Origin of the sequence: Peribacillus sp. NPDC101481 (genome assembly GCF_044767165.1) — a bacterium.
GTDB lineage: Bacteria > Bacillota > Bacilli > Bacillales > DSM-1321 > Peribacillus.
The window spans coordinates 1,051,075-1,073,857 of sequence record NZ_JBIWNJ010000002.1 but is presented as its reverse complement, the minus strand read 5'-3'; the positions used below and the strand labels follow the sequence as shown (position 1 = coordinate 1,073,857).

Below are 22,783 nucleotides of genomic sequence, written 5' to 3'. Positions count from 1 at the left end.
CCGGTTATAACCTTATCTTTTTCCTTTGATGTATGGCTGTCCGGATGCTTTAGGAGCATCTGCACGACCAATGAAACCAGTTAATGCAATGATAGTCAGAACATAAGGAGCGATCAATAGGTAAACCGAAGGAATATCCTTGAAGAAGGGAAGGCTCGAGCCAACGATACTTAAACTTTGAGCCAAACCAAAGAATAACGCTGCACCCATTGCCCCGATCGGGTGCCATTTACCAAAAATCATTGCGGCAATGGCCATGAAACCTTGACCATTAATTGTCGCATGATTGAATTCATTCGAAAAGATGGTAGCATATATCGCTCCGCCGATACCTCCAAAAGCACCTGATAATAAAACGGCGGCATATCGGATTTTCGTAACATTGACACCCATCGTATCAGCTGCCATCGGATGCTCACCCACTGCACGGATCCTTAACCCGAATGGTGTTTTATACAGTACATACCAGACGACAAAGGAAATAAGAATCGCTATATATACGATATAATATCCATTTGCGAAAAAGATGGGTCCTATAAATGGGATATCACTTAGTAAAGGAACATCAATCCTTGGGAATGTTTCCGTGATTCTATCAGTTTGACCTTTGTCAAAAATCAGCTTCACCAAAAACATGGTCAGACCAACTGCCAACAAGTTGATGGCTACCCCACTAACCGTTTGGTCCGCCCTGAAGGTAATGCATGCCACAGCGTGCAGAATGGAAAACAGCAAGCCGGCAATCATTGCCGCTAGCACAGCAAGCCAAGGAGTCCATTCCCCAAAAACATCAGCAAACATTAAGTTAAAAACGATCCCTGTAAAGGCACCGATGACCATCAATCCTTCTAAACCGATGTTTATGACACCTGCCCGTTCAGAAAACACTCCTCCGAGTGAAGTAAAAATAAGTGGTGCAGCTAGAGCAATCATAGATGGAATAATAATTTGTAATACTTGGTAAAAATCCACTTATTTCACCCCTTTCTTAAATCGAGCGGCAATCCAACGAATAAAATAACTGGATGCGACGAAGAAAATGATCAATGCTATGACAATATCTACAATTTCACTAGGTATGCCGGTTTCTAGCGGCATATTTAACGCCCCTGCTTTCAGTCCCCCAAATAATAAGGCTGCCAGCACTACACCAATAGCCGTATTCGCTCCTAGTAAGGCTACTGCAATCCCATCAAAGCCCATACCTGTGAACCCGCCTTTGACTGCGGCATAACCGAAAGTTCCAAGGCCTTCCATCGCACCCGCAAGCCCTGCAAACGCACCTGAAATAACCATCGAAAGTATGATGTTCTTATTTACACTCATTCCTGCATATTCGGACGCGTGCTGATTGAAACCTACCGCTTTCAGTTCAAAGCCGGTTTTTGTCCTTTCAAGAAGGAACCACATGATGATCACGCAAATAATCGCTACCACTATTCCCCAATGCATCCGGGAAAAATCCGTAATGCTTTCAAAAAAAGGAGACCGCAATGATGCTGTATCAGCAACTCTTTCTGTTTTATCCAGCTTGTCAGTCATTACATTCCGAATTAAATAATTCGTCACATATAATGCTGTATAATTCAACATGATCGAAACGATTACTTCATGTACACGGAACTTAGCTTTTAGATAACCAGGGATAAATGCCCACAGGGCACCAGCAGCTGCACCAGCTAATATGGCAAACGGCAAATGGATGATCCTTGGTAGGTCAAAAGCTATTCCGACCCAAACTGCCGCCAGCCAGCCTACAATTAATTGCCCCTCTACACCGATATTGAATAGGCCCGTACGGAAAGCAAAAGCCACTGCCAAACCAGCAAGGATATAAGGAATGATTGTCCTGACGGATTCCCCTACATAATAAGAATCCCCAATAATTCCATTTATCATGGAGCCATAGCCGGCAACAGGGTCATAGCCGCTTACTAACATGATTATGGCCCCAACGACTAAGCCGAGGATAACTGCTATTAACGGACTCGTTAATTTAGATAAATACTTAGACATTTTGTTTTCCCCCTGCTTCCGTCCGTTTACTGCCAGCCATAAGAAGGCCAAGCTCCTGTTCAGTCGTTTCTTTCGGATCGACTATTGCGACGATTTCCCCTTCGTATATAACGGCAATTCTATCGCTCACATTCATGATTTCTTCCAATTCAAATGATATGAGGAGTACCGCTTTTCCTGCATCTCGCTGTTCTATCAGACGTTTATGGATAAACTCGATCGCCCCTACATCAAGGCCGCGTGTCGGCTGTGCGGCAATCAATAAATCCGGGTTCCTATCAACTTCCCGGCCGATGATCGCTTTTTGCTGATTCCCTCCAGAAAGCGCCCTTGCCGGGGTATATTCACTCGGAGTGCGAACATCGTAACTTTTGATCAGTGAACGGGCCTTTTCAAATATTTTCTTTGAGTTCAAGATACCAGCTTTTGAAAAAGGCTTTTGATAATAGGTTTGCAAGACAATATTTTCCCCAATGCTGTAATCGAGAACCAAACCATGCTTATGTCTGTCTTCTGGAATATGTCCGACACCTGCTTCAGTGATTTTACGCGGCTTCAAATTCCTGATTTCTTTTCCATTTAGCTTTATCGAACCTGCGGTTGTCTTCCTTAGGCCAGCCAATGCTTCAATTAGTTCGGATTGTCCATTTCCATCAACACCGGCGATACCGACAATTTCTCCTGCACGGACAGTTAAATCCAAGTTCCGAACAGCTGAAACGCCCCGGGAATCCTTGACTTCCAGTTCCCGGACCTCGAGAACTACATCCGAAGGAATAGCTGCCGTTTTTTCCGTCTTGAACAGAACTTCCCTACCGACCATTAAGCTGGCCAATTCGTTAGGATTCGTTTCGTTGACATTCACTGTACCAATTCCTTGGCCTTTGCGTATTACCGTTACCCGGTCACAAACCTCCATGATTTCCTTAAGTTTGTGTGTAATTAAAATGATGGATTTCCCCTCTTTGATAAGGGCTTTCATAATATAAATCAATTCCTTGATTTCTTGAGGAGTCAATACAGCTGTCGGCTCATCAAAAATCAATATCTCTGCACCACGGTATAGCGTTTTAAGAATCTCGACACGCTGCTGCATCCCTATTGAAATATCGGCAATTTTCGCATAGGGGTCAACACGAAGCTGATATTGTTCCGATAGTTTCCTAACTTCCTCGCTAGCTTCTTTTAAATCGATTTTACCCGCTTTTGATGGTTCTTTTCCTAAAATGATATTTTCTGTTACTGTAAAGGGGTCTACGAGCATAAAATGCTGATGGACCATCCCAATCCCTAAATCATTGGCAATGTTAGGACTGGTAATCTTGACTGGCTTGCCGTTCACACGGATTTCTCCCTGTTCAGGCTGGTATAAGCCGAATAAAACATTCATCAATGTGGATTTGCCCGCGCCATTTTCACCTAATAATGCGTGAATCTCCCCTTTTTTAACCTGAAGGGTAACGTTATCATTTGCGACGATGCCGGGGAATTCCTTACGGATATTAAGCATCTCAATTACATATTCCACGTATTATCAACTCCTAAAATGAGTGTAAATATTCTTAAAATCATTTAATTGCATCTACTAGCTTATTGATTTTTTTAAAAAAACCAAATGAAAAACTACGATTCTATCATAGTTTTTCATTCGATATTTTTCAGTTGCAAAGACCAATTGGGAAAAGAAAGAATAGAGGGCAATTCGCCTCCCTATTCTTTCTGGCATTAGAGATTATAAATCAAGTTTTTTGAATTCTTCATCCGTTCCCGGAACTACGAATTCACCTGATTTAATTTTTTCTGTCCACTCTTCGACCGCTTTTAAAGATTCTTCTGTTACGTTATCTTTTGTATCGGAAATGCCTACACCATTTTCTTCGATACCGTATTCAATTACTTTTCCGCCTGGGAAGTTTCCTTCTTTCGCTTTCTCGGAAAGGTCTTTAACTGCCACGTCAACACGTTTTAGCATGGAAGTAAGTGTGATGTTTTCGTCAGTTCCAGGAACTGCCCCTAATTTAGCTTGGTCGCTATCTACACCGATAACATAGATTTCCCTCTTAGGATCTTTTTGCTTTTGCTCGACTGCTTCAGTGAATACACCTTTTCCAGTTCCGCCAGCAGCATGATAAATGATATCGATGCCTGAAGAATACATGGAGCCTGCTGTGGATTTACCGATATCAGCTTTATTGAAATCTCCGGCATATTTAACTTCAACTTTCGCATCCGGATTTACAGATAAAACCCCAGCCTTAAAGCCAACTTCGAATTTCTTGATTAATTCAGATTCAACACCGCCGATAAAACCGACCTTGTTTGTTTTCGTTTGCAGACCGGCAATTACACCTACAAGGAATGAACCTTGCTGCTCTTTAAAATTGATGCTGGCTACATTCTTTTTATCTACAACTGTATCCACGATAGCAAAGTTTGAATCCGGACGTTGGTCGGCCACTTCACCAACAGCTTCGGCTAAAAGAAAACCGATACCATAGATTAGTTGGTAATCTTCACGTACAAGCGTATTCAGGTTTTTAGCGTAATCTGCATCAGATTTAGATTGCAGGTAGTTGTAGCCATCCTTACCTTTTTCCAGACCATTATCCTTACCGAATTCCTGAATGCCCTTCCAAGCGGATTGGTTGAACGACTCGTCATCCACGCCGCCAGTATCAGTTACCATTGCAACAGTGAAGTTATCTTTGTTTTTCCCATTTGAAGATTCTTTATCATCATTCTCTGAATTACCACATGCTCCCAGTAGCGTACCGGCTGCAAGAACAAGTGAAAGAGCTAGTCCTAATTTGCGCTTTTTCAATTTTTATCCCCCTAGTTTTACATAGTTTTTTGAGCAGGAATGTTCTGAAAAGTCATTCATGTTTGCGTTTTCACTTCTCGTTAATTTTTTTTGCATCCGCTTGATCGACTTTTTCGGAATCGAAACAAACGCTTGCATTCACCCGTATGCAGAGTCAAGACCTACACACGTTTACGAAGAACATGAAAGCTGAACATATTGGCTTTAAAGTAGTTTACAGAATACAGGATAGGCTGGTCCCAATCATCCAGATGCATCTGCTTTAGAACGAGTAGTGCGGCTTCTGGCGAGCATTTAAGGATAGGAGAAACTTTCTCATGATATCCAATAGGCTCAATCTCTGCTACGGCATGCGTAATTTTTCGATGCGCATCTCTTTCCAAAATATCTAAAAGAGACTCATCATTACGGTCAAAATTTTCTGATAGTATAGATTCAGGAATTTTGTCAATACAGTAGACAACTGGCTCCCCATTCGCAGTCCTTACTCGTTCGATGATGACGATGCGTTCATCTGTCGAACACGAAAACCTGCGTATATCCTCTTCTGTAGGTTCTTGGGCCGTCGAGCTTAAGAAAATCGTACCCGGTTTCATTCCTGCCTCTTCAATCATGTTCGTGACACTTTTTAATTGCTCGATACCTGAAGTGAACCGAGGTTTCGGATTGACGAAAGTCCCAACTCCATGGCGGCGAATGATGATGTTTTCTTCTTCTAAAATTCGCAGCGCTTCTCGAAGTGTCGCCCTACTAACTCCCAATTTTTTTGCAAGATCGAATTCAGAAGGGAATTTTTCATTTTCCTGATAGACTCCAGCTTCAATATCCTGCTTCAGGTAATCAATGACCTGCAAATATAAATGTCGACTATCTGATTTTATTGACATACAGTTTCCCCCAGCTAATTTCTTAAGACATCAGACCTCTGATGTTGAATCATTCCTACTAATCGAAAATAATATAACATTTTTTTTGACATAAATAAATAGTGTTTTACTATTTACTTTAAAAGAATTTAGGAGAAATTACCCTTCCCTGTGTCTTTTAATCTAGAAAAGGCCCCGGAATTTGTACGATTATTCTCCTAAATCAGATAAATTTTTTTTGAAAATGCAAAATGAATGCAGCTCTGTTCAAGATGCTGTTTTCCTGTATAATAGGATTTATCTTCTTTGAAGGGATGTACACAAGATGTTAAAGATTACAGAATACACGATCGAAAAATTGAATGATCCATTTGGTATTTTGTCCGGGGAACGTTACGAGTTGTTCTTGGATATTGAAGTGCCTGAAGAGGATGAGCTCTTTTCAGAAAATGGTTTATATATCCGGGTGCTTTTTGCAGCGGAAGAGCAAGTAGGAAAATTGATTAAATATGATATTTTTGAAAAAGGTAATGAGGGCGCGCTCGAATTCGATTTAGAAGAAGATGAAGAAGCGATGATTACCGACTTCTGCCTTAAACATTTAGACGAGGCGATGAATAATTAAAAAACCGGGCTGCTGCCCGGTTTTTTAATTATGATGAATGCGCTTCATCCTGTTCATCTTTAGTGACCAATACATTTCGTGGTTTACTGCCTTCATATGGACCGACAATTCCCCTCGCTTCCATTTCATCAATCAATCTCGCTGCCCGCGTATAGCCAATCCGGAAACGGCGCTGCAGCATGGAAACCGATGCAGTCTGCATTTCTACGATCAAGGACACGGCATCCCCATATAAATCATCTTCAACTTCACCATTTGAAGTTTCTGCAATTTCATCGGGTATCATCTCTTCGTTGTATTGTGCTTTTTGCTGTGAAATGACATATGTGACAACTTCCTCGACTTCATTGTCGGATAAAAAGGCACCTTGGACGCGAACCGGTTTTGAAGCTCCTGCAGGCAGGAAGAGCATGTCACCCCGGCCTAACAGTTTTTCAGCTCCGCCCATGTCGAGGATCGTTCTCGAATCAGTCATTGATGAGACACTAAAAGCAATCCGAGATGGGATGTTCGCTTTAATGACCCCTGTAATTACATCTACGGATGGCCGCTGAGTGGCAATTATCAAGTGGATGCCCGCGGCACGTGCCATTTGCGCAAGCCGTGTGATGGCATCCTCTACATCATTTGAGGCGACCATCATTAAATCCGCCAGCTCATCGACAATGACTACGATATAAGGCAAGAGCGGTTGTTTGGCATCTTCTTCGATGTTATATCGGTTAATATAATCATTGTAGCCTTCAATATTACGCGTACCGGAATGAGAAAATAGCTCATAGCGCCTTTCCATTTCACTGACCACTTTTTGCAAAGCCTGTGCAGCTTTCTTTGGATTTGTCACTACAGGTGCGAGTAAGTGGGGAATTCCATTATAGACATTCAGCTCCACCATTTTTGGATCGATCATCATCATTTTCACTTCATGCGGTTTTGCCCGCATCAGGATGCTCGTGATAATCCCGTTGATACAAACGGATTTCCCGCTGCCAGTAGCACCAGCCACTAGTAAATGCGGCATTTTATTGAGCTCCGCCTTAACCGCTTCACCGGAAATGTTCCGACCTAGGCCTATTTGCAGTTTTGCGTCAGGCTTGTCAACTTCCTTGGCCTCTAAAACTTCCCTTAATGACACCATCGCCACTTCGGAGTTGGGCACTTCTATTCCGATAGCCGATTTTCCGGGAATCGGAGCTTCGATTCTAATATCCTTTGCGGCCAGTGCAAGGGCCAAGTCATCGGATAGGCTGACAATTTTACTTACCTTCACCCCTACGTCCGGATGAACTTCGTATTTGGTTACGGCTGGGCCTAAATGAACTTGAGTGACCCTAGCTTTCACTCCAAAGCTATGAAAGGTGCGCTCAAGCTTAGCCGCATTTTCATGGATCAATTGGTATTCTCCGCTTTGGTCCGTTTTTTTGGGCTGCAATAATAAAGAAAGAGGCGGTAAAAGATATTCTTTATTCTCCACTTCCGTAAAATTCATAGGCGGAACGGCATCATCCTGGTCCTCTTTATTATCAGCGGCAGGTTCCGTAACGACCGGAATTATTTCGTCTTCGTCGGTATAGGCTTTATCAGCAAAGCTGGAAATGATCCGCTCCGTCGCCATTTGCTGTGTATCCTCTTCTTGCAGAAGGGGCTGATCCGTTTCTTCAACCGGTTCTTTTTCCCGTTTCTTCTTTTTAACCGGATTCTTTTTCTTTTCTTTTTTGTCTTCATTCCACGTTCTCATATCATCAATGAATGCAGACCATTGCTTTTTGAAAAAGCCGCCAAGACCCATGAAAAACTTCCCGAGGGTTTCGCCTAACGTTTTCCCAGTCAATAGGACGGCACCTACAATGATAAAAAGGAATGAAACGATTTTCGATCCAGCTTCGTCGAATAAAAAGTATGAGGCCGAAAATAATATCGCTCCAATCATACCGCCCCCAAGGTCCTTTGTGCTGGCCTTGCCGGTCACTTCCATCCAGAATAGCTCCCATGTATTCGAAATGACGCTGGGCTTTGTGAACGGTCCTCCATCTGCAAGCATGTTGAACAGCGTCACATGACTTAGTAGGAGCATGCTCGCAACAAGGAAATACATCCCGACGAATTGCCGTTTTAACAGGTAAGGGACCTCCCTCTTTATCATCAAATAGAACCCAGATGCGATTGCTCCCAACAAAAAGAGGATATACCATTCCCCCATGAAGAAGCGGATTAAAAAGACCGTCCCATTTCCAACTGCTCCAAGCTTGGCAATGGCAATGATGGCCAAGCCTATTAAAGTGAGGCCGATCAATTCATATTTAAGCGTTAGTTTTAACTTCTCTGTACTATTCTTTTTTCTGCGTTTCTTCTTTGCCATAATATCACCTGATTCTTCATGAAACTATTCTAACTTTCCTATTCAACATCACTACATGATTTCCCTTCAGGAAACAAACGTTCGCTCACTGATTATACCAAATAAATTTGAGCCTGTCCTTGATATATGTACCATTTATTCTTAGCGGACAATTTGCCACATAATGAATAAAGCAGCCAAGCGGCTGCTGATTTTCATTCCAGTATATCATAATTTACCTCAGTTAGTCTTTTTTACTAAGGATTCATCTGTTCGAACACATTTATGACAGCTCCTGGCTGAATGTGTACATTCATATAATCTTCAGGATCCGTGCTCACAATTCGATCAATGCGAAATGTGCGGCCCCCGTCATGCTCAACCATAACATGTACACCATTATAGATCATTTCTATTAAATTTGCCGTCTTCTCATGATGATGAGGAAAAATTATTTCTTCAGGAACGATCGTATAAAGCGTCATTGCAGAAGCCCCTCCTCTTCCCCGGCAATTTTGGGCCTTCTTTCTTCCATGAAGCTATTCAGTTTTCTCATGGCCTGGCCTACTCCTCCAACATCATCGATCATTCCGATTTCAACTGCCTCGGCCCCAATGACATTCGTACCGATATCTCGAGTTAAATTTCCTTTAGCAAACATTAAATCCTTAAAACTTTCTTCCGTAACATTGGAGTGCCGCGTAACAAACTTGATGACTCTTTCCTGCATTTTATCCAAGTATTCAAAGGTTTGAGGCACGCCAATGACCAGACCTGTCAAACGAATGGGATGAATCGTCATCGTTGCTGTTTCAGCAATATAGCTATGGTCACACGAAACCGCAATCGGCACACCGATCGAGTGACCTCCCCCAAGCACAATCGAAACGGATGGCTTTGAAAGCGAAGCCAGCATTTCTGCGATGGCTAGTCCCGCTTCGACATCTCCTCCGACTGTATTTAAAATGACTAGTAGCCCCTCTATATTGGGATTTTGTTCAATTGCCACAATTTGCGGAATAACATGTTCATATTTGGTCGTTTTATTTTGAGGCGGCAGCTGCATATGTCCTTCAATTTGTCCAATGATCGTCAAACAATGGATTTTTGAGTCCTGAGATAGTTGTGGAACATTGGTAGCTCCCAGCTGCTGAATTTTCTCGATTAAAGTTGAATTCTTACCTTCCTGCTTGCCTTCATTTTCATTTGGTAATGGTGCATTATCCACTATGCCAACCCCTTTCTCTTATAGCCTATAGCTTTATTATGTCTCGAGACTCGGACTTCATTCTTCAAGATATTAGAGGTTTGAAACAGAAAAAGAACCCCTGACTGTTAAATCAGGGGTTCCTTACTTAATATTCCATGATGATCGGTAAAATCATTGGACGGCGTTTCGTTTTTTCATAGAAGAATTGGTTTAACGCATCACGCATTTCCTGCTTCAGCGTGGACCAATCAAATGGTTGGCGCGACCCATTTTTCTTTACGATTTCACTTACTATTTCAGTTGCTTCGCCGATCATTTTCTCTGATTCACGAACATATACGAAGCCCCTTGAAATGATTTCAGGGCCAGCTGCAATGCTTTTATCCTGACGGTTCAACGTGACCACTACAATCAAAATACCATCCTGGGATAACAAGCGCCGATCACGAAGAACGATATTACCCACATCTCCAACACCGCTGCCATCTATCAAGATATTTCCTGCAGAGACTTTGCCGGAAAGGCCCATTTTATTGCCCTTAAGTTCGATGACATCACCTTTTTCGGCAATGATGATGTTTTCACGCTTAATCCCCGCTGCAATCCCAACTTTTTGATGGGCATATAAATGGCGGTATTCCCCATGTACAGGGATGAGGAATTTAGGATTCATCAAATTGATCATCATTTTCAGTTCTTCCTGGCTGCCATGACCCGTTACGTGCACTTTATATTTATTAGCAGATACCACTTCCGCACCTACCCTGTATAGCAAATCGACGGTTTTGGATAAAATAAGTTCCCCGCCCTGTAAGGGTGATGCACTGATCAAAACTGTGTCTCCCTTTTTGATGGTCACCTGCTTATGGGTCTGTTTTGCCATTTTTTGAAGTGCCGCGATAGGTTCCCCCTGATGACCAGTCGATAACACGACGATTTCACGGTCGTCATACTGGCTAATTTCATTAATTGGGATTATCAGCTCTTCTTCGACCTTTAAGTAGCCAAGGTTCAAGGCTGTTTCATAAACGCGCTGCAGGCTTTTCCCTACGACTGCCACTTTTCTGCGACTTGCTGCCGCTGCATTGAAAACATGTTGAATCCGGTTGATATTCGAAGCGAAGCACGCAACGATGATCCTTCCGGAGGCAGCATGAAATACCTCTGTAATATCTTTGGCCACAACTGCTTCTGATGTCGTATAACCTGGCCTCTCGGCTCCGGTACTATCCGAAAGCAAGCATAAGACACCTTCTTCACCGATACCGGCCATTTTACCGATTTCCGGTTTATATAGATCTGTTGCTGCTTGATCGAATTTGAAATCCCCTGTATAAACGATTGCACCTTCACGAGTGTGGATCACGACTCCGACGGAATCAGGAATACTATGATTTGTCCGGAAAAAAGACACAGCTGCTTGAGGGAAACTTAAAAGAGAATCCGAATCGATTTCAGTGAATGTCGCCCGGCCGTTAAAGCCATCTTCCTTTAATTTCGTTTTGATTAAAGCAAGAGTAAGCTTTGTTCCATAAACAGGGACCGGCAAATATTTCAAGACATAAGCAAGCGCTCCCATATGGTCTTCATGACCATGGGAAATGAATATTCCCTGCACCCGTTCCTTATTATCCATCAAATACGAAATATCTGGGATAACCGCATCGATTCCGAGCATTTCGTCTTCTGGCAGCATTAACCCTGCATCAAGAAGATAGATATCCTCGTTCACCTCAATGACGTACATATTTTTACCAAGTTCCCCTTGTCCTCCAAGAGAAATCACTTTTATTCCATTATTTTTATCTTTACCCAATCGAATATCCTCCTTAAAAAATCCCGTTCATAATTTCCCAATGAATTCATTATAACCGATGTTCAAAAAACATGACAACACTTACCATTTTCAGAGGGACTTTTCATTTAATCAAATAAAACATAAAACAACCTATTATGTAAGAGATTCCTTAGTACTTTTATCCAGTTTCGATTGATTATAAAAAAATTCAAATATTTTTTATCCGAAATCGGAAAGTATATCCCATTCATATACATCTTTATGTAAAAACAAGCCAATCTTCAACGATCAGCTTGTTCCGTGTCTTTTTATTTTTTTAATACCTTGGTTAATGCAAGGCGCTCCTGCTCAGTCAATGGCACGATTGGAAGTCTCACCGATCCAACGTCAATTCCATATAACTGAAGCGCTGTTTTGACAGGTGCAGGGCTTGGCGCTGCAAACAAACCTTTTATAAGCGGTAACAGTTCCTGATGCAGCCTGGCTGCCTCTTTCAAGTCCCCGCTGATGAAGGCCTCAACTATTTTCTGCAACTCATTACCTGCAATATGTGAAGCAACCGAAACTACACCCACACCACCAATAGCCAATACTGGGAGTGTTAAAGCGTCGTCCCCACTATATAATGCAAAATCTTCATCCGTGCCGGCTATGATTTGGGTCATAGCGTTTAAATCCCCGCTCGCTTCCTTAACGGCAACGATATTAGGAATTTTTGAAAGGCGAATGATCGTTTCCGGTTCAATGTTAACCGAAGCGCGCCCAGGGATATTATATACCATGACAGGGAGAGTCGTACTAGCTGCAATAGCCTTAAAATGCTGGTACAGACCTTCTTGATTAGATTTACTATAATACGGGGCAACCAGCATTATCGCATCGGCGCCATTTTGTTCCGCTTTTTTTGTCAACTCGATAGACGCATACGTATTGTTGCTTCCTGTACCCATGATGATGGGAACACGTTTTTCAACAACCTTTGAAACATGACGCAATAATGCAATTTTCTCCTCCGAAGATAAAGTTGGGGATTCGCCTGTCGTTCCCGAAAGCACAAGCGAATCGGTTCCATTCGCTAATAAGTAATTAACCAATGAAGTCGTCTTTTGAAAATCAACATTTCCCTTGCTATCGAAAGGGGTGACCATTGCGGTTGATACTCTACCAAATATCATTTCTAACACCTCTTTAATTTTTAAAACCTTTATTTATTAAAAAACCTGATTATTGGACTTCCCTTTCATGCAATTGAAACGCATAGTGCAGGGAATTAACAGCTTCTATTAAATCTTCCTCTTTTACGAGTACCCAAATTGTCGTATGGCTGTCCGCTGACTGGAGAATGGCAATTTCCTTTTCGGATAGTGCTGTGACAATCTTCGCTGCAACGCCTGGCACTCCATTGATGCCTGCACCGACTACTGAAACCTTGGCACAATTCCGTTCAATGACCGGTTCATGACCAAGCTCGGCCAAAATCGTGAGGGCAAGTTCAGTCATCTCCTCGGAAACGGTATAAACAACGCCACTTGGATATATATTTATAAAGTCCACTGAAATGGAGGCATTGGCCATTGCTTTGAAAACTTCTGCCTGCAGATTATATTGATCTTTTTTCGCACGGACCTTGATTTGAGTGATCTTTGGTACATGGGCAATCCCGGTCACGAGCCTTTCACGTATGTCACTGCCCTGACTTCCCTTGTTCATGCTAGTAACAAGTGTTCCCAAACCTTCGCTGTACGTTGACCTTATCCGAATCGGGACTTTCGCCTGCATCGCAATTTCAACAGCTCTCGGATGAATGACCTTCGCCCCTTGATATGCCATATTGCAAACTTCCGTATATGAAACGATTGATAATGGACGAGCTTGATCGGCAATACGTGGATCTGCCGTCATGATTCCTTCCACATCCGTAAATATATCGACACGTTCAGCTTGCAATGCCGCACCTAATGCTGCGGCTGAAGTATCACTTCCACCACGGCCTATGGTCGTGATGTCCCCGTTTTTAGCCGCTCCCTGGAAACCCGCTACAACGACGACATCCTTCACCTCAAGTTCTTTCATGAGACGGTCGCATTTCATTTCGATAATTTTCGCACTTGAATAGTCGGTATTCGTCAAGAATCCCGCTTGAGCTCCAGTATATGCGACCGCATCAATACCATGCTCCAAGAGCATGTTCGTAAATACGACAGATGATATCGTTTCCCCTACTGACATAAGTAAATCCTGTTCTCGTTTTGAAAGGCAGGCTTTCGCTCCATTTACCAGGGAAAGTAAGGTATCCGTTGCATAAGGATCGCCTTTTCTTCCCATTGCTGAAACCACAACCACCACTTTATAGCCTTCTTTAATCGCATTTTCAATATGCCCCTTGGCGAATGAACGGCTTTCCTCATCACGAACGGATGTCCCACCGTATTTCTGGACGATAATTTTCATAATATGCACCCCAAATATAAGCCAGCTTCCCAATCCGGGAAGCTGACAAAAACTCTCTATCCTATTGGAATTTAATTTTCTGTCGAGTTCATTAAGAATAAAATTTTTACTTAACGGTAACCAAACCTAATTTCAAAAGGCTCTCAGCAATTTGAACGGAATTCCAAGCTGCTCCTTTTAATAGATTATCGGAAACCACCCATAAATGGAAGCCTTTATCTTCATCCAAATCTTTGCGAATCCGACCGACGAATACATCATTCTTGCCGACGGATGAAGCAGGCGTAGGGTAAACTTGTTGTTCCGGTTCATCTTCTAACACTATTCCAGGTGCCGTTTTCATTAGCTCTTTGATCTGAGAAGCCGCTATGCCTTCTTTTTCAACTTCAATGTATACAGATTCCGAATGACCTGTTACAACAGGAAGCCTCACGCAAGTTGCAGCCACTGGAAGGTTTTGCATATGCATGATTTTCTTTGTTTCATTAATCATTTTCATCTCTTCGAATGTGTACCCGTTATCTTGGAATTTATCGATTTGGGGAATGACGTTAAAAGCGATTTGATAATGCTTTTCGTCCCCTTTTACCGGTAAAATTTTCGGATCTATTTCTTTTTCATCAAGCAAGTCGCGAGCTTGTTCCTTTAATTCATTTATCGCAGCTGCACCTGCACCCGAAACAGCCTGATAGGTAGAAACAACAATTTTTGATAAGCCGTATGTCTTGCGAATAGGTTCCAATGCCACAACCATTTGGATAGTTGAACAATTCGGATTTGCAATGATCCCATTATGCTGTTTCAAGTCTTCTTCATTTACTTCAGGAACGACTAACGGCACATTTTCATCCATGCGGAATGCGCTTGTATTATCCACTACTATCGCACCGCGTTTAACTGCTTCTGGAGCCAATTCCTTAGACACGCTTCCACCAGCACTGAATAAAGCGATATCGATGCCTTCAAAGCTTTCAGGTTTTGCTTCCTGCACTTCGATTTCTTCGCCCTTAAACGTAAGTTTGATTCCTGCGGAACGAGCCGATGATAAAAAGATGATTTTCTTAATCGGTAAGTCCCTTTGTTCGAGTGTTGAAATCATTTGTTGTCCTACTGCCCCAGTTGCTCCCACAACTGCAATACGCAATCCCTGTGTCTCAGTCATTTATACATACTCCTTTTCTATCTCTTAAATTAGTTATTTATTGGATTTACTGCTTCTTTTTCAGAATATCATTTATTTTAACACATTAACATTCCAAAGGGTCGCACTTCAACAAAATATTCTGGTAGTGGAGTGGTTTTTCATAACTTCAACCTACAAATTTATGCATATATGTCAGTCGTTAGAAAGCTGGTTTGAGCCAGTAATACTTGTTCAGACTAAATCATCCTTGAACCTTTCGACGATGACAGGTTGAATCTGTTCCCTTTCCAATGCCGCTATGATCGTATCCCTTATCATGCTCATCCTCGCAACCATGGAACTTGGTTTTCCTTTGGGATTATCCTGGCCATATGGAACGAAATAAATGTCTTTAGCTGCCATCAGCCTCATTAGATTGACACCATTTAACCCAAGTGCATCATTAGTTGATATCGCGACCACGACTGGACGGTGATTTCTCATCGTCGCTTTTGCAGCCATAAGTACTGGCGAATCAGTAAGTGCATTTGCCATTTTACTCATTGAGTTACCCGTTAAAGGAGCGATCACCATGCAATCAAGTGGCAATTTAGGTCCTAAAGGCTCTGCTTTGACGATTGTATCAACGACATGGTTTCCCGTCAATTTTTCTATTCTTTCGACCCAGTCCTCTCCCTTTCCAAAACGGGTTTCCGTGTTTTGGACAGTCGATGTTACGATTGGAATGACTTCCGCACCTTCGTTTACAAGTTTTTCTATTTCCGGAAACACTTCATCATATGTGCAATGTGATCCTGTTAATCCGAAACCAATACGTTTCCCTTTGAGACTCATATCATTTTCCCCTTCCTTTTCAAGAACTCGCCTTGAATCAATAGTCCCAGTGCATTCGCTAATATCTGACCAGCTGTTTTCGGGGCAACTATACCCGGTAGGCTCGGTGCCAACAGCGCCTTAATTCCCCTTTTTTCAGCGTAACGAAAATCCGTTCCCCCCGGTTTTGAAGCAAGGTCGATGATTAATGTATGAACGGGCATATTGGCTATAACTTTTGCGGTAATTATCGGAAAAGGAATCGTATTGATACATATATCAACATCTTTCATTTCTGCAGCGAGTTCATTTAAATGAAAAGGGGCTAATGCCATTTCACTGATCCTCGCAATATCTTCGCTTTTTCTTGCCCCCACCTTCACTTTTGCTCCAAGTGCATGGAATGACCGGGCTACACTCATTCCGACCCTTCCCAGACCGAGAACGGCTACATTCGATCCATGGATAGTAAAATCCGTATGTTGAATGGCCATCATGATTGTACCCTCAACAGTGGGAATCGAATTATAAATAGCCACATCATCACGTTCGAACAATAGAACGAGTTTGCGATCCACTTTCTTGAATATCTCATTAAGGTAGTCGTTACTGATTCCTGCATAAAAAATGCAATGAGCCGGGGTATTTTTTATCATTTCTTCAGTCAAAACAACCTCTTCACTGGAAAAGATCGTTTCTACTTTCCCATCTGAATCCGTGCCCCGGACAGGTAAAATAACTGAATCTAATTCCTTGAAGTTTATATCTTCCATTTTTTCCTTAACCGCTCCGGTAAAAGCATGGTCGAGCTGTTCAAAACCTACCAATAATAGCTTTGCATCCAGCTCCGTCAGTTTACGGACAACTTCAAGCTGACGCGCATCTCCACCAATTACAGCGATTTGCATGCCTGTGAGCATTAAAACCGTCACCTTCTTTATATAAAAGATCCTAAACATTCCTTGCCTCATGATATACAATTCCTTCAGGAAGCAATTCGGTTTTTGCTACATTCTCTAGTTACCCTGCCATCTTATGTTTTCACTTAAAAAACGGTGATAAGAAAAGAAAAAACGCCATAGCTATTGCCAGCTAAGGCGTTTTCGAGCTTGTATTCCGTGAAGTTCAAGGAGCCTGGCGCGAGTGTGATCATCCGTCCATATGCTCTCCGTCTTTAAGTGAAAGTCCTTCCTGAAAGTCAATGATGACCATATCCGCACCGATTTTTTTTATATGTTCCCAAGGAACTCTTATTTCACTGCCATTCCTTAAAAAGCCGAACCATTTGACAGATGGGATGATCAATGAGGTAATTTGTCCAGTTTCATCTATTTCCAAATCGGTCTGACCAAGGATCCCTAATCTTTCCGCCCTATTCACATCGACTATTTCCTTACCGCTCAATTCGCTCAACCTCAAATTTGGTTCCCCCTTTTTGGCCTTCTATTCAATCTATATCCGAAAAAGGTAAACTTAGAAGGCATTTATCCAAATATTGTCCATAACATTGGACCCTCCCGCATTCAAAGAAAAAAAGCCTGCCCCCCCCATTAATTAAAGGAAGGTGCAGACTTGTCCGTCATTATTTATCCCAGTTTTCCAACGGGCTCACTAATGACAATGAATGTTCCGTAAAGATCTGGTTTGCCAATTCATTGACGGTATCCTCCGTCACCTCGTCAATCTTGATGATGATATCATCAAGGGAACGGTGCTCACCTAACATCAGCTCATTTTTTCCGTTCCGGCTCATGCGGCTATTCGTGCTTTCAAGGCTAAGCATCAAGCTGCCTTTAAGTTGCTCTTTACTATTCCGTAATTCCTTTTCCGTAATGCCATCCCTTTTTAGAGTATCCAGTGTTTCCTGAATGGTTTCATACAGGCTGTCAAGCTGATTTGTGCCTGTCCCCCCATATACCGTCACCATACCGCTATCTTGATAGCTGGAATGATAGGAATATACGGAATAGGCAAGGCCTCGTTGCTCCCTGACGTCCTGGAATAAGCGGCTGCTCATGCTTCCTCCAAGAATATTATTCAAAGTAATCAGGCTGTATGTTTTATCATTGCCAATTTCCAACCCTTTGTAGCCAAGGCATAAATGGGCTTGTTCCGTATCTTTTTTACGGGTGATCCTATTTTCATGGAAGGTAGGCTTGACCAATTCAAGACGATCTTCCCCTCCTTGATACGAGCCAAAGTAGCTTTCGACTTCCTTAATCATTTTTTCATCTACATTCCCAGCAATGGATACAACTACTTTATCTGGTGTATACATGTCATGGACGTATTTTTTTAATGTATCACTATTGAACGTTTCAAGCGTATTTTCCGTGCCAAGTATCGGATAGCCAAGGGGATGATTTTCATATACCGCCTTGCTTAAGAGGTCATGGACAATGTCATCTGGTGTGTCTTCGTACATTTTGATTTCTTCGTAGACGACATTTTTTTCTTTTTTCAATTCTTCACCATCAAATGTTGAGTTGAAGAACATATCAGCAAGGATTTCAAGCGCATAGCTTGCATGGTTATCCATTACTTTAGCATAATAGCATGTATACTCTTTTGAAGTGAATGCATTCACCTGTCCGCCAATACTATCGAATGACTCGGCAATTTCACGCGCATTTCTCGTAGCTGTCCCTTTGAAGAACATATGCTCCAAGAAATGTGATACCCCATTCAATTCCGGTGTTTCATTTCTTGAACCTGTTTTGATCCATACTCCAATTGCTGCAGAGCGTACAGTTGGAATATTTTCCAATACAATTCTAACTCCATTTTGACACGTGTATTTCTTAATCAACTAACATTCCTCCCAATCATTCTATGCTGCTATCGTAACCAATACTTTATGGATTCGATCGCTCTTCATCTACTGCTTCCGAAACGGTAACAACATCTAAGTTTTTCTTTTTCATTTCAATTATTAACGTTTCCAATGATTTTGCAGTAGATTCCGTCGGATGCATCAATATAAATGCTCCGGGGTGTACCTTAGAAAGCACTCTTTGTTGAAGGACTTCAGGGCTTGGCTTTTGCCAGTCGATCGTATCCACACTCCACATGACGGTCTCCATACCGAAAGAATCCGCGATTTTCACCGTTTCGTCCCGGTAGCTTCCACTTGGTGGTGCGAACCATTTCATTTTCAAACCCGTCACCGCTTCAATGACTTCGTTCGTTTTTCGAATTTCCTCACGTGTAGCTTGTGCGGAGATGTTTTTCATATCGGGATGTGAATAAGAATGATTTCCAATTTCATGTCCGCCACCCTTGATCATTTTGGCTAAATCTGGGTTTTTCTTGGTCCAATTGCCTTCCAGGAAAAAAGTGGCCTTGACATTATGCTTTTTTAACACGGCCAACATATCTTGTAAGTATTCATTCCCCCAGGCTACATTGATCAAAAATGAAACGACTAGCTTTTCGGGATGGGCCCGGTAGATCGGAGCCGGATCCAGATCCTCCATATGTATCTTCGCAGGAACCTGCTGAAACACCAGCTTATCCTTATCGAACACGCCCTCCTTCTTCATGGCTTTATACGAATCATCAATATTTACCTTCAGGCCGTTATATGCAGGAACGGTTTTCCAGACAGAATCTATTCGTGCATCCTGTGGTGCAATCTCATATTTTTTTGTTGATTCTTTTATTTGTAAAAGAAGCTCGTCTTCTTGCTTCATTGAAGCAACTGAATCATCGGTTAATTGGGTCAAATAAATTTGTGTATATGGATTTTGCACTAATAACCATGATATACCTGCAATGGCACTTATCGCAACTATCTGCTTCCATTTATTATTCATTTTTTACGCCCCCTTCATACCAAAATGTATGAAGAAAACGGACAAGGTAGAACTTGACATCCTTTTAACGCCATTCACACTATGGATATTCCCATACATTAAACAAAAAAAGCATGCAGATTCACAAGGAACCGCATGCCGGATTTCATTTTTCATTACGATTGAGACGGGTTGGCTGCCTCTTTTTGCTCTTTCAAGACCGCTTTACGGGAAAGGTTTACCCTTCCTTGCTTATCGATCTCAGTAACTTTGACCAATAATTCATCACCAAGTGAAACGACATCTTCCACTTTTCCGACTCTTTCTTCAGCCAGTTCAGAAATATGTACCAAACCGTCTTTACCGTTGAAGATTTCAACGAAGGCACCGAACTTTTCGATACGTTTAACTTTACCTAAGTATAGTTCGCCCACTACGACTTCACGTACGATATCCTCAATGATTTTCTTAGCTTTTTGAATCATTGGTTCATCAGTAGAAGATATGAATACCGTTCCATCTTGTTCGATGTCGATTTTCACGCCAGTTTCTTCAATGATTTTGTTGATATGTTTTCCGCTCGGTCCAATCACATCACGGATCTTATCCGGATTTATGGACATCGTAACGATTTTTGGAGCATATTTGGATAACTGCTCACGCGGTTGATTGATTGTTGACATCATTGATTCCAAAATATGCATCCGGCCATGTTTGGCTTGAAGTAAAGCTTCTTCAAGGATCTCTCTTGAAAGACCCTCAATCTTAATATCCATTTGCAGGGCAGTAACACCTTTTGAAGTACCTGCGACTTTAAAGTCCATGTCTCCCAGATGGTCTTCCATGCCTTGAATATCCGTTAAGATTGTATAGTGCTCACCTGATTTGACAAGACCCATGGCAATACCGGCAACTGGAGCCTTCAATGGAACGCCTGCATCCATCATTGCCAACGTGCTTGCACAAATACTTGCTTGTGATGTTGAACCGTTTGATTCAAGCACTTCAGAAACAAGTCTGATTGTATAAGGGAAGTCTTTATCGTTTGGAATAACAGGCTCCAATGCCCTTTCACCAAGTGCACCATGACCGATTTCACGGCGTCCTGCCCCACGGATAGGGCCAGTTTCACCGACACTGAAATGCGGGAAGTTATAGTGGTGCATAAAACGTTTTGACTCTTCGGTTCCAAGTCCGTCCAGAATCTGCACATCACCAAGCGCACCTAATGTACAGATGGATAGAGCTTGGGTTTGTCCGCGTGTGAACAATCCGGAACCATGTGTACGAGGCAGAATCGTAACTTCTGATGATAATGGTCTGATTTCGTCAGGATTACGGCCATCCGGACGCACTTTTTCTTCCGTGATTAAACGGCGGACTTCGGATTTGACCAATTTATTCAGGATTTCTTTGATTTGCTTTAATTTTTCTTCATCAGTTTCTTCCTCATAATGACCCAATACACGATCTTTTACATCTTTGATCGCGTCTTCACGAGCATGCTTTTCCTGAACTTGTACAGCTTTGTTCAAGTCTGCTTCACATAGGCCTTTCACTTCTGCTTCCAGTTCTGCATCCACTTGATATAAAGTGACCTGCATTTTTACCTTGCCGATTTCAGCAACGATTTTCTCTTGGAATGCAATGATCTTCTTGATTTCATCATGTCCAAACATGATTGCTTCAAGCATCGTTTCCTCTGGTACTTCATTTGCTCCGGCTTCAACCATGTTGATAGCATCTTTAGTGCCGGCAACCGTCAGATTGATGTCACTTTTAGCTAGTTGGTCGACAGTAGGGTTAATAATGAATTCATTATTGATCCTCCCCACTACAACTCCGGCAATTGGACCTTCAAACGGAATATCGGAAACTGAAAGTGCAAGTGAAGAACCTAGCATAGCTGCCATTTCCGTAGAACAATCCTGATCGACACTCATGACCATGCTGATGATCTGAACATCATTCCTGAAGCCATCGGCGAAAAGCGGACGGATTGGACGGTCAATCAAGCGGCTTGCAAGAATTGCCCTTTCACTCGGTCGTCCTTCACGTTTAATGAAGCCTCCCGGAATTTTACCGACTGCATATAGTCTTTCTTCGTAGTTGACTGTTAAAGGGAAAAAGTCGACATTTCTAGGTTCCTTTGAAGCCGTCGCTGTACTTAATACAGCAGTTTCTCCATAACGGACTAAAACTGCCCCGTTCGCTTGTTTGGCCAATTGCCCTATCTCTACCGTTACATTACGGCCGGCCCAGTCAAATGAATACGTATGTTTTTCCTGTCCCATTTATTAAACCCCTCTCTGAATCTTCACTTAGAGGCTTAGTTTACCTAAACCTGTATTGGATAAATCATTTATATGTGAAAAGTAACTGAACTCGAGTTAAAACCAAACTATTCCTATTATGCACGAAAAAAACAAGCATTAACAGTAAAATGAATAAAAATTTCATTCATTTGATTATGTATATCCCGATCATTTATAAATGGAAAAGGACCCGGCTCCTGCCGAGTCCCAAGGACGAAGGCCCAGCCTTAAGTAGAATACGTCCAAATCATTTGATTAACATCAAAAAAGCGGGAAATTTCCCGCCTTCCTGAAAAAATTATCTACGTAGACCTAATTTGTTAATTAGTGTACGGTAACGAGTAACGTCTTTGTTACGTAGGTAAGTTAAAAGATTACGACGTTTACCTACCATTTTTAGAAGACCGCGACGTGAATGGTGGTCTTTTTTGTGTGTGCGTAAGTGACCGTTCAAGTTGTTGATTTCTTCTGTTAATACTGCGATTTGAACTTCTGGAGACCCAGTGTCAGTATCGTGAGTTCTGAACTCAGCGATAAGTTCGTTTTTGCGTACTTGTGTAATTGCCATGTTATTATTCCTCCTAAAATTCTG

At 42.1% G+C, this 22,783-nt stretch carries 20 protein-coding genes; 1 reads left to right on the top strand and 19 read right to left on the bottom strand.

What is annotated here, in order from left to right; all coding sequences use genetic code 11:
- Positions 1-12 precede the first annotated feature (12 nt).
- The 5 genes from ACIROD_RS15245 to ACIROD_RS15225 all read right to left on the bottom strand — a co-directional run bounded on the left by ACIROD_RS15245 (position 13) and on the right by ACIROD_RS15225 (position 5,724).
- The gene (locus ACIROD_RS15245; RefSeq protein WP_094246576.1) at positions 13-972 is read right to left on the bottom strand and encodes an ABC transporter permease; all 960 of its coding nucleotides are present in this window, start codon (positions 970-972) and stop codon (positions 13-15) included.
- Positions 973-2,016 (bottom strand): ABC transporter permease, encoded by a 1,044-nt coding sequence (locus tag ACIROD_RS15240; RefSeq protein WP_101224696.1) that lies wholly within the window; start codon positions 2,014-2,016, stop codon positions 973-975. It lies immediately after the preceding gene.
- Positions 2,009-3,544 carry an ABC transporter ATP-binding protein gene (locus ACIROD_RS15235; protein ID WP_101224695.1) on the bottom strand — a complete coding sequence of 512 codons (1,536 nt, stop codon included), beginning with the start codon at positions 3,542-3,544 and terminating at the stop codon, positions 2,009-2,011. Before ACIROD_RS15235 ends, ACIROD_RS15240 begins: the two co-directional genes overlap by 8 nt.
- A gap of 204 nt (positions 3,545-3,748) precedes the next feature.
- Complete coding sequence (locus tag ACIROD_RS15230) at positions 3,749-4,837, bottom strand: BMP family lipoprotein (RefSeq protein WP_402941867.1); 1,089 nt, start codon at positions 4,835-4,837, stop codon at positions 3,749-3,751.
- A gap of 161 nt (positions 4,838-4,998) precedes the next feature.
- Complete coding sequence (locus tag ACIROD_RS15225; RefSeq protein ID WP_101224693.1) at positions 4,999-5,724, bottom strand: GntR family transcriptional regulator; 726 nt, start codon at positions 5,722-5,724, stop codon at positions 4,999-5,001.
- A 304-nt stretch (positions 5,725-6,028) separates the two neighbouring features.
- Between ACIROD_RS15225 and ACIROD_RS15220 the strand changes: the two genes are divergently transcribed.
- A complete protein-coding gene (locus tag ACIROD_RS15220) occupies positions 6,029-6,328 on the top strand; it encodes a DUF6509 family protein (RefSeq protein ID WP_101224692.1) in 300 nt (99 codons plus the stop codon).
- A gap of 28 nt (positions 6,329-6,356) precedes the next feature.
- Here ACIROD_RS15220 and ACIROD_RS15215 read toward each other — a convergent pair whose 3' ends face one another.
- From ACIROD_RS15215 to rpsO, 14 genes are all read right to left on the bottom strand, one after another.
- Positions 6,357-8,687 (bottom strand): DNA translocase FtsK, encoded by a 2,331-nt coding sequence (locus tag ACIROD_RS15215; protein ID WP_402941865.1) that lies wholly within the window; start codon positions 8,685-8,687, stop codon positions 6,357-6,359.
- A 236-nt stretch (positions 8,688-8,923) separates the two neighbouring features.
- Complete coding sequence (locus ACIROD_RS15210) at positions 8,924-9,151, bottom strand: YlzJ-like family protein (protein ID WP_063231821.1); 228 nt, start codon at positions 9,149-9,151, stop codon at positions 8,924-8,926.
- Complete coding sequence (locus tag ACIROD_RS15205) at positions 9,148-9,894, bottom strand: ClpP family protease (RefSeq protein ID WP_034313566.1); 747 nt, start codon at positions 9,892-9,894, stop codon at positions 9,148-9,150. Before ACIROD_RS15205 ends, ACIROD_RS15210 begins: the two co-directional genes overlap by 4 nt.
- Positions 9,895-10,021: 127 nt before the next feature.
- Positions 10,022-11,692: a ribonuclease J gene (locus ACIROD_RS15200; RefSeq protein WP_101224690.1), complete on the bottom strand. Its 1,671-nt coding sequence runs from the start codon at positions 11,690-11,692 to the stop codon at positions 10,022-10,024.
- A 290-nt stretch (positions 11,693-11,982) separates the two neighbouring features.
- The gene (gene dapA / locus ACIROD_RS15195) at positions 11,983-12,849 is read right to left on the bottom strand and encodes a 4-hydroxy-tetrahydrodipicolinate synthase (protein ID WP_260357106.1); all 867 of its coding nucleotides are present in this window, start codon (positions 12,847-12,849) and stop codon (positions 11,983-11,985) included.
- Positions 12,850-12,898: 49 nt separating this feature from the next.
- Positions 12,899-14,125, bottom strand: coding sequence for an aspartate kinase (gene dapG, locus ACIROD_RS15190; RefSeq protein ID WP_230177473.1), 1,227 nt, complete (start codon positions 14,123-14,125; stop codon positions 12,899-12,901).
- Between the two features lie 106 nt (positions 14,126-14,231).
- Positions 14,232-15,287, bottom strand: a complete 1,056-nt coding sequence (asd, locus tag ACIROD_RS15185; RefSeq protein WP_101224687.1) for an aspartate-semialdehyde dehydrogenase — start codon at positions 15,285-15,287, stop codon at positions 14,232-14,234.
- A 213-nt stretch (positions 15,288-15,500) separates the two neighbouring features.
- Positions 15,501-16,103: a dipicolinate synthase subunit B gene (locus tag ACIROD_RS15180; protein WP_101224686.1), complete on the bottom strand. Its 603-nt coding sequence runs from the start codon at positions 16,101-16,103 to the stop codon at positions 15,501-15,503.
- On the bottom strand, positions 16,100-17,002 hold the full coding sequence (gene dpaA / locus ACIROD_RS15175) for a dipicolinic acid synthetase subunit A (RefSeq protein ID WP_101224744.1): 903 nt from the start codon (positions 17,000-17,002) through the stop codon (positions 16,100-16,102). Before dpaA ends, ACIROD_RS15180 begins: the two co-directional genes overlap by 4 nt.
- Positions 17,003-17,231: 229 nt before the next feature.
- Positions 17,232-17,501, bottom strand: a complete 270-nt coding sequence (locus ACIROD_RS15170) for a YlmC/YmxH family sporulation protein (protein WP_402941861.1) — start codon at positions 17,499-17,501, stop codon at positions 17,232-17,234.
- A 163-nt stretch (positions 17,502-17,664) separates the two neighbouring features.
- A complete protein-coding gene (locus ACIROD_RS15165) occupies positions 17,665-18,891 on the bottom strand; it encodes a M16 family metallopeptidase (RefSeq protein ID WP_230177475.1) in 1,227 nt (408 codons plus the stop codon).
- Positions 18,892-18,937: 46 nt separating this feature from the next.
- Entirely contained in the window at positions 18,938-19,897 is a 960-nt protein-coding gene (locus ACIROD_RS15160; protein ID WP_402941859.1) for a polysaccharide deacetylase family protein, read from the bottom strand.
- 155 nt (positions 19,898-20,052) lie between these two features.
- On the bottom strand, positions 20,053-22,170 hold the full coding sequence (gene pnp / locus ACIROD_RS15155) for a polyribonucleotide nucleotidyltransferase (protein WP_402941857.1): 2,118 nt from the start codon (positions 22,168-22,170) through the stop codon (positions 20,053-20,055).
- Between the two features lie 319 nt (positions 22,171-22,489).
- Positions 22,490-22,759: a 30S ribosomal protein S15 gene (gene rpsO / locus ACIROD_RS15150; RefSeq protein ID WP_053345367.1), complete on the bottom strand. Its 270-nt coding sequence runs from the start codon at positions 22,757-22,759 to the stop codon at positions 22,490-22,492.
- Between the last annotated feature and the right edge of the window lie 24 nt (positions 22,760-22,783).

Coding starts and splice junctions, on each gene's coding strand:
- ACIROD_RS15240 (WP_101224696.1), bottom strand. CDS start 2,016: ATGTCTAAGTATTTATCTAAATTAACGAGTCCGTTAATAGCAGTTATC.
- ACIROD_RS15225 (WP_101224693.1), bottom strand. CDS start 5,724: ATGTCAATAAAATCAGATAGTCGACATTTATATTTGCAGGTCATTGAT.
- ACIROD_RS15220 (WP_101224692.1), top strand. CDS start 6,029: ATGTTAAAGATTACAGAATACACGATCGAAAAATTGAATGATCCATTT.
- ACIROD_RS15215 (WP_402941865.1), bottom strand. CDS start 8,687: ATGGCAAAGAAGAAACGCAGAAAAAAGAATAGTACAGAGAAGTTAAAA.
- ACIROD_RS15210 (WP_063231821.1), bottom strand. CDS start 9,151: ATGACGCTTTATACGATCGTTCCTGAAGAAATAATTTTTCCTCATCAT.
- dapA (WP_260357106.1), bottom strand. CDS start 12,849: ATGATATTTGGTAGAGTATCAACCGCAATGGTCACCCCTTTCGATAGC.
- dapG (WP_230177473.1), bottom strand. CDS start 14,125: ATGAAAATTATCGTCCAGAAATACGGTGGGACATCCGTTCGTGATGAG.
- asd (WP_101224687.1), bottom strand. CDS start 15,287: ATGACTGAGACACAGGGATTGCGTATTGCAGTTGTGGGAGCAACTGGG.
- ACIROD_RS15180 (WP_101224686.1), bottom strand. CDS start 16,103: ATGAGTCTCAAAGGGAAACGTATTGGTTTCGGATTAACAGGATCACAT.
- dpaA (WP_101224744.1), bottom strand. CDS start 17,002: ATGCTCACAGGCATGCAAATCGCTGTAATTGGTGGAGATGCGCGTCAG.
- ACIROD_RS15160 (WP_402941859.1), bottom strand. CDS start 19,897: ATGAATAATAAATGGAAGCAGATAGTTGCGATAAGTGCCATTGCAGGT.
- pnp (WP_402941857.1), bottom strand. CDS start 22,170: ATGGGACAGGAAAAACATACGTATTCATTTGACTGGGCCGGCCGTAAT.
- rpsO (WP_053345367.1), bottom strand. CDS start 22,759: ATGGCAATTACACAAGTACGCAAAAACGAACTTATCGCTGAGTTCAGA.